Below are 10,931 nucleotides of genomic sequence, written 5' to 3' on the forward strand. Positions count from 1 at the left end.
GTTGATCTAGTCTGGCCGACATGGTCGACCGATCCCTGGCGTGGTCCAACCCGTCCGTACTCGCGTTCGCGGGCGGCGCCGACCCGCTGCTCAAGGCACGTGAGGTAGCCGCGCAGCTCGCCACTGTCGCGCGTGCACGCAACCTCCACGGGCCACCGGTGGACGTGCTGGCGCTCGCACGCGCGGCCGGTATCCATGTCCGAGCAGTCAACGAGGTCGCCGACGCACGCATCGTCGCCGAGTCGCTCGGCACCAAGACGCCCGAAACCCACCGGACCGGAAGGGACTTCGCTCCCTTCCCAGACGGCACCACGGGTCTGACGATTGACTACAATCCGAGCCGCCCGCGCGGGCGGCTGCGTTTCAGCATCGCCCACGAACTCGCCCACGCGTGTTTTCCCGGCGTCGGCGACCAGGTTCGCCACCGGACTGGCAGCAGGGCGGTCCCCGATCCCGACCACGGCGATAGCTGGGAACTCGAACTACTTTGCAACGTCATCGCCTCAGAGCTGCTGTTGCCCGACGACGCGGTGGCCGGGCTGCTCGACATCGCCACCGACATCGACTTCATCATGGAGACGCGCCGACGCTGGGATGTCTCTATCGAGGCGCTGTTGAGGCGCCTGACCCGCGCCACGCCCCGCGCGCTAACGATGGCCGCGCTCAGCCGGGTCAGCAGCAACGGAGAGAAGGTATCCCGACTGGACTATGCCGATCACTCCGAGGCGACACCCACCGGCAGCGCGCTACGGTCACTGACTCACGGTCAGCTGCTTCCCGGGGCCTCGTTGTTCCTCGACTGCGTCGCCGTCGGACAAACCGTGTGCGGAGAGATCCAGATCGGTGGCGAGCTGTTCGCCGCGCAAGGCGTGGGCGCCCCGCCCTACCCGGGTGGGCGCTTCTCGCGGGTGCTGGCACTGCTCGAGGAACCCGACCAACCCGACGCCCACCCCGAGATCAACTACGTCACAGGGGATCTACTCGAACTCGACGCCGGCACCCAACCCATCGTGATCGCCCACGTCGTTTCCGACGCAAGCCACGCCTGGGGACGTATCAGCGTCGCGGCTGCTCTATCGAGAGCTTTTCCGGATGCCGCTCGTGCATTCCGGGCATGGACCATCGCCGATGGCGAGAACTTGAAACTGGGCAGCGTGCACTTCCTCGACCAGGCGATGGGTGATCGGGCGGTGACCGTCGCGAGCATGGTCGCCCAGAATGGCTTCGGTGCAGGCGCCACCGTTCGGCTCCGGTATGACGCGCTAGCAGAATGCCTCAGCAAAATCGCTGACCTGGCTTCTCAACGGGGCGCCCACGTCCACGTCCCACGCATTGGTGCGGGACAAGCGGGGGGCCGCTGGGACGCCATCGCCGACCTGATCCACACTCGTCTGATCACTCGCGGTGTACCCGTGACGGTGCACACCAATCCCAACTCTCGCGCTCGGTCGGACCGGGCAGGATGAGCGACCCCGGCGGCGACGGAGACAGGGCGGCGTCCGCGGTGCCGAGGATCGTCGTCGTCAGTGGACAGGTCGGCGCAGGCAAGAGCACCCTCGCTGATCGCCTTCAACGTCGATACGGCGCCGTGCACGTACGCACGCCCGACATCATGCGTGACTACGCCATCAGCCGCGGAGTCAACCTGGCCGACGAGCGGCGCGAGATGCAGGACTTCGGTGATCAACTCGACCGCGACACCGGCGGCAGCTGGGTATCCGACTGGCTCTCGGAGAAGATCGCCGACGGCCAGATCATCGGCGAACTGATCGTCGTCGACGCCGGCCGCCGAGCCGAGCAGATCGAGCGGCTGCGCGAAGCATTCCCCGCTCGGGTGAGCCACATCCACGTGCATGCCCCTGAGGCCGAATTGTCTCTGCGATACAGCGAGCGCGACAGCGGGCTAAAGGAACTGGCCAGCTACGCCGACGTTCGAGCGAACGAGACCGAAAGTCAAGTCATCAACCTGGCCGCCGAAGCCGACGTGTCCATCGACACACAGCGATGCACCATCGGCGACGTCGAGATCCGGGCTGCGGCAGCACTGCGCCTGACGTCGCCTCACAGCGGTCAGTTCGTCGATGTGCTCGTCGGGGGGCAGTACGGAAGCGAAGGAAAGGGCAACATCGCCTACTACCTTGCTCCCGAATACGACGTCCTGATGAGAGTCGGCGGGCCCAACGCTGGCCACAAGGTCCCGACCGACCCGCCGTACACGCACCGCTTGCTGCCGTCCGGAACCCTGGCGAACCCGCAGGCACTACTGATCATCGGTCCCGGCGCGACGCTGGATCTCGACGTGCTTTCCAATGAGATCGCCGACTGCCAGGTCGAAATCGGACGGCTGTTCATCGACCCCCAGGCGATGATCATCGAGGCCGCCGACCTTCAAGCCGAGCAGACCTTGAAGGACGAGATCAGCTCGACCGGCAAAGGCGGCGGCGCTGCGGCAGCTCGCCGCATCGTGGGCCGGCGTCGCTGCGACCCGCCAGTGCGCCTCGCTCGCGACGTCGAAGAACTCAACCCGTTCACGCAGAAGCGGACCGGGGAGCTGCTCGAAGATGCTTTCCGCGCCGGCAAGAGCCTGCTCCTCGAAGGGACTCAGGGCACCGCTCTGAGCCTGTTCCACGGCGACTACCCGCATGTCACCAGCCGTGACACGACCACCGCCGCGTGCCTGGCCGAAGCTGGGATCGGGCCGCACCGGCTGCGGCGAGTCGTCATGGTGACGAGGACCTATCCGATCCGCGTCGGCAACTCATCGACCGGAGCGACGTCGGGCCCGATGTCCCAGGAGATCGACTGGGACGTGATCGCTGAGCGGTCGGGCATACCCGAAGACGAGTTGAGAAAGGCCGAACGCGGATCGGTCAGCGACAACAAGCGCCGCGTCGCCGAGTTCGACTGGCAACTTCTTAAACGCGCCGCGGAGCTGAACGGCGCGACCGACATCGCGTTGACCTTCGCGGACTACTTGCACGCCCAGAACAAGAACGCCCGCCGCTACGACCAACTCGACACCGACACGATCCACTTCATCGAAGAGGTCGAGCGGGTATCCGGTGCGGCGGTGTCGCTAATCGGGACCCGCTTCCACCCCCGCAGCGTCATCGACCGCCGCGAATGGTGATGTCACACAAGGAGACTGATGCACCGAGACGAACTCGCAGAGCGTTACCCAATGCTGTTCCATATGGCGTCGGCCGGGAGTTGGCCGACTATAAGAAACCATGGTCTATGGACCACACAACAAATCGTGGGTACGTCCGCGGGTGCGTTCGAGGACTCTGCGCTGATAGCGCGGCGACCGCACTCCATAATTGCCGACCACCCGACACTCGAGCGCGTCACGATTCGGGACCAGGCGCCGCTACGCCTGCAGTTCCTCGAAGGCTGCCTGACCGACATGTCAGTCGAGCAGTGGCTGGGCTTGCTTAACGACCGAGTGTTCTTCTGGCTGCACCCCGTCAAGTTGGACAAGCTTCTCGGAGCCCGGCGCTACCGGAAGTCCGACCAAGACGTGTTGGTGATCGACACGCAGAGCCTGTTGAGTGCGCATGAAGCTCGTGTGCGGCTGTCGCCGATCAACTCCGGTGCGACGCTCTACCCGAACGCGACGGCTCGCGGGTCGGGCACATTCACAACCATCGAGGACTACCCGTACGCGGAGCGTCGCCGGAAGCGGACGGTGCCCGAAGCCGTGACGGAGCTGGCAGTCATCGACGGCGTCCACGACATCCGCGACCACGTGATCCGGGTCGAGCGGCGCCGCGGACAGGAGATCGTCGAGAGGTACCCAGTCTAAGCGGTAGTCCGATGCGCGACGACAGGTCCGGAGTCAAAGTGGATTAGAAGGCACTCCTGCCTTGCGTTTACAGTTTCGATCGGCCTTGACGACTATGCCGTTCGTCTGGGGCAGAGGCCGGTACTCTGGCTCTTGACGCCGTCAAGACCCGAAAACGAAACCGCAGGTAACGAGCGGGACTGAATCGGAACGAACCGTAGTGAACCTGCAGGGAAACCGGCATTTTGCCTGGTCAAAGCAGGGGTTCGAATCCCCTTAGCTCCACCCTTAGCTCCACGACAGAAAAGATGACCCACTCCGATGTCTGCGCGGCGCTGGGCCTGACCGACGTCGCCGGGCAGCACTCAGGTCGCCAACCTGCGCGCACGGCCGCGGGACGTGCCACCCATCGTCGCCGCCTCACCGAACACCCGTTCGGCGTGACCCCCCGCTGTGCCGCGAGTGTGCCAAGACTCGCAACCACGCTGCACATACAGTAGACAAACCCGGCCCTTAAACCCGGTGGCGCGCTGCGGGTTATCGAGACCGGCTGAGACAGCACGACACGGTGTAGACGCCCCGATCGGACTTACACACCAGCGGTCGGCGGTTCGATACCGTCCGCGCCCACCAGCGTTTGCGCAGGTCAGTGTCCTACCGCGATCGAATTGCGCACGATGGACGAATCCCCATTGTGCCAAGAGTGTGCCAGCAAGGTTCGCAAAACACTGGAAACCCTGTCCCTGTTGACCCGAAATTCCCAAGCTTGGCTAGAGGCCGTGGGCATGCCCGTCCATGTCGCCGAAACCCGCTCGCGGATCGCGCTCGCCGCGTTTCAGGGCTTCATCGCTTCATCATCGAATATTTCACCGCCGACGACCCCGACCACGTCGATGACACGTTCACGCGATTCCTCGACGAGTTCCTACTGGCCCCATTCGAGCCCGCAGACTCGTCACGATGACTCAGCGCGGTGGCGTGGACCCCACACGGCATTCACGAACAAACCTGCTAGTACCACACCGAAAAGCGCTTCGCTGGCTATGAGAGCGCGGGCTCTCGTTGTCACCGGCACAACGTCACCGAACCCTAATGTTGTGATGGTCACCGCACTTAGATAGAAGGCGCGAACGTGCCGGCCCGGCGGCAAGTCGGCTGATCCGGTTTTTGCGCGCAATAGCGAATCGATGTCATCCGCTATCACCGGATCTACTACAACTCGGGCGGAAGTGGATTGCTGGTGATCATCGCCAGCCAAGGTCCCGATGTCAAAGCCGCAGAGTGGGTCATTAGCCGTCTGAGTCAGTGGGAAGAACACCATGCGTCCCGTTGGCCGATACTCAATTCCGCGCGGGTGTGCTTCCAATGTGACCTCTAAGCCCGCCACACTCATTGAATGTGTTGTGGTGCACGTGTACCTGACTTGAAAAGTCAAGGTCCCGCAAGCGCCGACCGACAATTCGGATACTCTCAACGAATCGGGTTGTAATTCATAGTGTTCCGCGCCGACCGCCTTGCCAGGCGGGGTGTCTCTAGCGGCGAGGTTGAGTGCTTTCGTCAAACCGGAAACCACAGCTAACTGTGTCTGGTTGAACCCAGGCTCATATGCTGATGTCGTCTGGTAGAAGTCTCCGAGATAGCCGTCGTAGACGATGGCGTAGATGATGAGAACCCCCAAGTAGAACAGCGCGATTGTCACAGGCGATCGGGCTGCCGGGAGAACTGCACGAAGCCGAGGGCGCATTAACAAGCCCTCCTCACTAGGAGAGCCACTTCTATAAGAATCATTCATCAGTCCTACTCGGAAGGGTGCGGCCTCCGTTGACTGGCGCTAAATGTACAACCGGAATGTATAGGTTGGAACCGCAGCGCGACGTGCTGGTGGACGTCTGCGGGGTATTCCCGGGCCTTTGGACGTCGCGACAATACGAGCAGGCCAGTCAGAACTCTCTGGAGACGCAGATTCGATGACCTCAATCACGTCATCCGGGTGCGGCCTCGATTTTCACCTCGGGGGCGTGGCCCTGAATCTTCAACTCCGCCGGTTGGGGTCCAATCACCACCGAACTTGTCTGGTTGATGACGGTGGTGGTGTGGTTGAAGATTTCGACGGGAATATGGATATGGATTTCTTGTGTCGGCGGCCTCTCACGTACCTTCGTCTCCTTGCGGATCTGGCGTGAGCCAAGGAGCAGAGAGAATCCGAACTTGAATGATCGAACGAACCGGGTGACGGGATATTTCGCGGTCTCGTCGTTGAACGCGGCCAGCAGGTTGCCTTCCCAGTCGGGCTTGTAGTAGGCGCGCATGTCCTCGGGAAGCAATCGGAGCGCGAGCCGAACGAACAGGACAGGCAGATCGTCGACGCGTGCCCGCAATTCGTCGCCAATCATCTTGCCCGGCAGAGCGACGAGGGCGGCGATCACCAACGCCGCCACCACGCTGACACCCACTAGCAGCATCAGATCCACCCCAGCGCGTGGGCGGTCCCGCGCACCCAACGGCGTGCAGGTACTGGCGCCAATTCCTCCTGCGCCTCGGCAACGAGGCGCCGGGCCCTGGGCACCGCGTCCCCGCGCAGGCGGTACGTGATCCGCGGCGGGCCGCCGCTTTGCGGTGAGGCATCGGGATCGTCGAGACGGTCCAACCAGCCGGCGCCAGTCAGCCGCGCGAGGACTTGATAGGTCTTCGCCGAGCTGAAGCCGGTTTCCGTGATCAGCTGGTAACCGTAAATATCCCGGTCCGGGTCATCGACGAATGCCTTCAGTATCCGCACCACTGCGCGGGTAGGACGCACGTCTTCCATACCAAGAATCTTACATAGTTCGGCCGATGGTTGCCGCAGCCGTTTCGGAGGCTCACCGTTGTCAGGGGAGGCTGTGGTGGACGTGTCAGGGAGAGGCTGTGGTGGACGGCAACGCGAGGATGATGAGCTATAGCGACTATGCCTGCGGTTACCAGGGTTACCGCAGCGTCGCGGGTGGTCGCCCGGAAACGAGTGCCCGCAAGAGCGCCAGAATGCGGCTCTGGTAGGAGAACCTACCCGGCAGGCTGGCGTCAATCCTGGGGGGCAAATGAGAGTGGCCCTAGCTGGCTCGGTAGCGCGGGCAGCGCTATTTGCTGACAGGCTGGGCGTGATGTGCCCGTGGGCACATTTTGGGCACACTTGGGCACAAACCAGGGCAATCTCAGCGAATCCCACGCAATGCTAATTGGCAGGTCACAGCCCAATTCGACGCCCCGACTGGGGGCACGCCGAGGGTTCGAGTCCCTCCGCCCGCACACGAGTCCCCACTTGCGCACAAACGGTTGTCAGCTGAACATGTCGCGGTGTTGTTCGACGTATTGCCGCACGGTTTGTGCGGGGTGGCCGGTGATGTCTTCAACGTCGTGGGTTGAGCGGTCGTACCGGTCCTCGCGGTGCAGCCTGGCCATGGTCGCGATGTGTTGTTGCACATGCGCGGGCAGCCCCACCTCGCCTAGAACCTCCAGCCACTCCTCATGGGGCGGCCTAACGCCGGTGATGGGTCTGCCCAGGGCTTGTGCGTATTGTTCGGCGAGCTCGTCGATGTCCAGCGTTGCCGGGCCGGTCAATTCATAGACCGCGCCGAGGTGGTCTTGGGGTGCGCACAGTACCGCGGTGACGACTTCGGCGACGTCGCTGGATGCGACGGGCGAAGTGCGGCCGGTTCCGTGGTCGCCGTGCCGCCCGCTCCCGGGGGCCGTTACGGTCATCACCGTGGCTGTGATCGAGTTCGACGAACGGGACCTGGAAGCACGAGTGCCCGACCTGGCCGCGGGGGGCGCCTGGACCCGGGTGCGGCTGCGCTGGCGGCAGGACCCGCTGACCGGGGCGAGCGCCCGGATCCTCACCGGGGTGAAGCTGCAGCCCCCGGACCGGCCGGACCTGACCGAGCTCACGGCCCCGCCCGCGTTCTGCCCCTTCGACAGCGACCGCCTCGAGACGGCCACGTTCTCGTTCCCGCCCGAGCTCACCGCCGAGGGCCGGATCCGCTGCGGCCGGGCGGTGGTCGTGCCGAACATCATGGCCTACGCGACCCACAGCGCGGTCGGCATCTACGACCCCGGGTCGCACTTCCTCGACCTCGACGAGCTCACGCCCGCCCTGGTCGGGGACGCCCTGGCCGCCATGGTCCGGCACGCTCACGCGGTGCGGCGCTTGGACCCGACGGCCGCGTGGAGCTCGGTCAACGCCAACTACCTGCCACCCTCGGGCGCCTCGCTGGTGCATCCGCACCTGCAGTCGGCGCACGACGCCCACGGCCTTACCGGCCAGCGCCAGCTCGCCGAGCGGTCAGCGGCCTGGCAGGAGCGGAACGGGAATTACTGGGCGGCCCTGATCGACCAGGAGGCCGGCGGCCCCAGGTGGGTCGGGCAGACCGGCCGGGTCGCCTGGCTCACGCCGTTCGCGCCGGCCGGGTTCCATGAGGTGTGGGCCGTGGTCATCGGGGCCGCCGACATCACCGACCTGACCGAGGATGACAGCCGGGCGCTGGGGCAGGGGCTGTCCCGGTGCCTGGCCGCGTACAAGGACTGGAACCTGACCTCGTTCAACTTCGGCCTGATCGGCGGCGGCCCGCTTTCACGCGAGAACGGGTACCAGGTCGTGCTCAAGCTGGTCAGCCGCTCCAACCCGGAGCCGTTCTACCGCAGCGATGCCACGTACTTCGAGCGGCTCTGGGCGGAGGCGCTGATCGACATGAGCCCCGAGGAAGTGGCCGAGGGCCTGCGGACCAGGTTCTGAGATCAGGCGCTTCCTGCGGAGGATCGGCCGCGGGCCGCGGGCCGCGATCGGATCACCCGCTATGACCGCCGTATTGGCCTGCCAGGCAAGGATCCGGCTGAGCCGCCACCGATCGTCCAAGTCCCGGGCGAGGCCGATCGCCTCGGCGAAGTACGGCCCGGGCCTACCGCTGACCCTGGGAGGCGCGCAGAATCGGAACAGCAGTGCAGGAAGGAAGTCGGCGATGAAAGCCAACGTAGGCGACTGGTTGGTGATCAAGGGCACGACAACCGAGCGCTCGGACCGGCGGGGGCTTATTACGGAGGTGCACTCGGCGGACGGCTCGCCTCCCTACGTGGTGCGGTGGCTGGCCACCGGCCATGTGGCGACGGTGGTTCCGGGCCCTGATGCCATGGTGGTGACACCAGAGGAGCAGGAAGCAGCGGACGAGCGGGCACAGGAACGGGGCGCACACCGCGGCACCAACGAGTAGGTGCTGCGGCTCGCCGTTATCGCCCCGCAGGCTTGCTGGTGGCCTGGTTGGGCCATCACGTGATGGGCTCTCGCGCGCATGCGGGCGGACAGGACTGGGTTGGATGCCGGTCGGTCTAACCTGACATCGCCATGTCCCAGAAGCCTCGCTCGTAGTGGGTCACCCAGAAGAAGGCGTCTTCAGCTTCTCGGGCCTGTTCGCCGATGGAGGCCTCGAGCTGGCGATCGACGGAACTCTGGAGGTCGCCGACGTAGGACCGGAAGCCGTCGGTGGTCCACCTGTTCACGAACTCCCGGTAGGGGTGAGCACCGGGGCGGGCGCTGTCCCAGCTTTCCAGGTAGCTGCGTTCGAGCGCCCAGATGGCGGTGATCTGGGCCGGGTAGCCGGAGTAGGTCACGGCCAGCAGGAAGTCGCAGTAGGCCCGAGTCGTCGGATGCTTGGCGGCGTCGAGGGCCAGGCCGCGTCGCGCCGCCATCTCCTCAAACCAGCCGAGTTCCCCCACGGTGGCGACCACGCCGCCCGCGAGGAGGGCGACGTCGGCGAGGGGGGCCGTGGCCGCGATGCGGGACTGGGCGCGCACCAGGGCCTGCCCGAAGAGGTGGTCCTGGGCCAGCCACCGGTCGAAGGAGTGCTCGGGCAGCGATCCGTCCCGCACGCCCGCGAGGAAGGGGTGAACAGTGGCCGCCTGCCACGCGGCGGTGTGACGGCTCATCAACGCATCGGCAGTCATGGTCTCTCGCATCGGTCGGCAGCGTCGAAGAACCGCAGTTCGAGTTCCATCGCCTGGTGATACAGGTCGGCCAGGCGGTCGTGATCACCGCCGTAGCGGTCGAGCAGGCCCTCTACACGTCGGGCCAGGGCCTGGAACTGCGGGCTGGAGTAGGTCATCACCCACTCGCGATAGGGACTGTCGGGTGTTGTCTGGGCGGCCAGCTGCTGGCCGAGGTAGGCGTACAGCCGCAGGCACGGCGTCATCGCCGCCGCGATGTGGCCCACCGGCTCCAGCGCAGCGACCGCCAACAAGAAGTTGGTATACGCCGCGGTGGCGGGGTCTGCCGCTTGGTGAAGGTCGACGTTCCAGCGGGCCGCGTAGCCCTGGTGAAGGCGAAGCTCGTCGGCGGTGGCGTCGAGTAGCTCCCTAAACGCGATCAGCCCGTCTTGGTCCGGGCTCTTGGCCAGAGCCAAGGCGTAGGCGCGGCAGAATGCGTCGAGGAAGGCGGCGTCCTGTCCCACGTAGTAGGCGAACGTAGCTGGGGCCAACTCTCCCGACGCGATGCCCTGGACGAACGGGTGCTCCAGCGCCGCCTCCGCCAAGACCCGGTTCCGGTGCCATAACGAGTCGGCAAGCGAGACCACGAACCAAGCCTAAGGCTCGGCATGGCCTGGCCACCGAGGGCGTCGACGACCCGAATCGCAGCCCCCGCTTCGACCCATCGATTGAGTCCGGATCGTCAATCCGTGGGCCGGGGCGATGACATGACGGCAGTGGTTGTGCGCTGGTATTGACACCTGGCCTCGATCATCATCCCGTTTCCGACGATCATCGCGGCGTAGCCGTCCCCGACAGCGAGGTCACCGGGCTTCGGCTAGCCACTGCGATGGCGATCGGGGCGGGGGTCTAGCCCCGCGTCGGAGATCTGACCCGTGACACGTTTACGACACGCTTTGAACGACATCAGCCGGAATCTTGGTGAATCTCGGTGAAGCTACGTTGGTCCATATGCCCAGCTCAACAACTCAAATTCATGTTCCGATGCTGAACAACGGGAAATAGCTTCGCTAACAGAAGGTTGGGGGTTCGAATCCCTTCGGGCGCGCTTCGGGCGCGCTTCGGGCGCGCTCACTACCGGCAACAATGCTGGCGTCGACGCCGGTGACGCGAAATCCGCTACTTCCTGATACTTTCAACC

Annotated in this window: 12 protein-coding genes and 1 pseudogene; 6 read left to right on the top strand and 7 right to left on the bottom strand. The window is 64.9% G+C overall.

Annotated features, from left to right (window positions below; translation table 11 throughout):
- Positions 1 to 20: 20 nt before the first annotated feature.
- From ACLP4W_RS03585 to ACLP4W_RS03600, 4 genes are all read left to right on the top strand, one after another.
- The gene (locus ACLP4W_RS03585) at positions 21 to 1,466 is read left to right on the top strand and encodes an ImmA/IrrE family metallo-endopeptidase (protein ID WP_442384189.1); all 1,446 of its coding nucleotides are present in this window, start codon (positions 21 to 23) and stop codon (positions 1,464 to 1,466) included.
- Complete coding sequence (locus ACLP4W_RS03590; protein ID WP_442384191.1) at positions 1,463 to 3,130, top strand: adenylosuccinate synthetase; 1,668 nt, start codon at positions 1,463 to 1,465, stop codon at positions 3,128 to 3,130. Before ACLP4W_RS03585 ends, ACLP4W_RS03590 begins: the two co-directional genes overlap by 4 nt.
- Before the next feature lie 51 nt (positions 3,131 to 3,181).
- Positions 3,182 to 3,805, top strand: a complete 624-nt coding sequence (locus tag ACLP4W_RS03595) for a DUF7002 family protein (RefSeq protein WP_442384209.1) — start codon at positions 3,182 to 3,184, stop codon at positions 3,803 to 3,805.
- A 287-nt stretch (positions 3,806 to 4,092) separates the two neighbouring features.
- A complete protein-coding gene (locus tag ACLP4W_RS03600) occupies positions 4,093 to 4,284 on the top strand; it encodes a hypothetical protein (RefSeq protein WP_442384193.1) in 192 nt (63 codons plus the stop codon).
- Positions 4,285 to 4,739: 455 nt separating this feature from the next.
- On the opposite strand, the gene ACLP4W_RS03605 is transcribed toward ACLP4W_RS03600, so the two are convergent.
- From ACLP4W_RS03605 to ACLP4W_RS03620, 4 genes are all read right to left on the bottom strand, one after another.
- The gene (locus ACLP4W_RS03605) at positions 4,740 to 5,483 is read right to left on the bottom strand and encodes a potassium channel family protein (RefSeq protein WP_442384195.1); all 744 of its coding nucleotides are present in this window, start codon (positions 5,481 to 5,483) and stop codon (positions 4,740 to 4,742) included.
- 283 nt (positions 5,484 to 5,766) lie between these two features.
- Positions 5,767 to 6,246 (bottom strand): hypothetical protein, encoded by a 480-nt coding sequence (locus ACLP4W_RS03610; RefSeq protein ID WP_442384197.1) that lies wholly within the window; start codon positions 6,244 to 6,246, stop codon positions 5,767 to 5,769.
- Positions 6,246 to 6,590 carry a hypothetical protein gene (locus tag ACLP4W_RS03615; RefSeq protein WP_442384198.1) on the bottom strand — a complete coding sequence of 115 codons (345 nt, stop codon included), beginning with the start codon at positions 6,588 to 6,590 and terminating at the stop codon, positions 6,246 to 6,248. Before ACLP4W_RS03615 ends, ACLP4W_RS03610 begins: the two co-directional genes overlap by 1 nt.
- A gap of 506 nt (positions 6,591 to 7,096) precedes the next feature.
- Complete coding sequence (locus ACLP4W_RS03620) at positions 7,097 to 7,519, bottom strand: hypothetical protein (RefSeq protein WP_442384201.1); 423 nt, start codon at positions 7,517 to 7,519, stop codon at positions 7,097 to 7,099.
- Positions 7,520 to 7,523: 4 nt separating this feature from the next.
- On the opposite strand from ACLP4W_RS03620, the gene ACLP4W_RS03625 reads away from it, so the two are divergent.
- Positions 7,524 to 8,549: a hypothetical protein gene (locus ACLP4W_RS03625; RefSeq protein ID WP_442384203.1), complete on the top strand. Its 1,026-nt coding sequence runs from the start codon at positions 7,524 to 7,526 to the stop codon at positions 8,547 to 8,549.
- Positions 8,550 to 8,585: 36 nt separating this feature from the next.
- Here ACLP4W_RS03625 and ACLP4W_RS03630 read toward each other — a convergent pair.
- A pseudogene (locus ACLP4W_RS03630) lies at positions 8,586 to 8,702 on the bottom strand (hypothetical protein); the annotation flags it as partial.
- A 70-nt stretch (positions 8,703 to 8,772) separates the two neighbouring features.
- Between ACLP4W_RS03630 and ACLP4W_RS03635 the strand changes: the two are divergent.
- Entirely contained in the window at positions 8,773 to 9,021 is a 249-nt protein-coding gene (locus ACLP4W_RS03635) for a DUF1918 domain-containing protein (protein WP_442384204.1), read from the top strand.
- A gap of 115 nt (positions 9,022 to 9,136) precedes the next feature.
- Here ACLP4W_RS03635 and ACLP4W_RS03640 read toward each other — a convergent pair whose 3' ends face one another.
- Both ACLP4W_RS03640 and ACLP4W_RS03645 read right to left on the bottom strand, forming a co-directional pair.
- Positions 9,137 to 9,763, bottom strand: a complete 627-nt coding sequence (locus tag ACLP4W_RS03640) for a TenA family transcriptional regulator (RefSeq protein WP_442384206.1) — start codon at positions 9,761 to 9,763, stop codon at positions 9,137 to 9,139.
- A complete protein-coding gene (locus tag ACLP4W_RS03645; RefSeq protein WP_442381201.1) occupies positions 9,748 to 10,377 on the bottom strand; it encodes a TenA family protein in 630 nt (209 codons plus the stop codon). The genes ACLP4W_RS03640 and ACLP4W_RS03645 overlap by 16 nt, the downstream gene beginning before the upstream one ends.
- Between the last annotated feature and the right edge of the window lie 554 nt (positions 10,378 to 10,931).

The organism is Mycobacterium sp., assembly GCF_052145595.1.
GTDB lineage: Bacteria > Actinomycetota > Actinomycetes > Mycobacteriales > Mycobacteriaceae > Mycobacterium.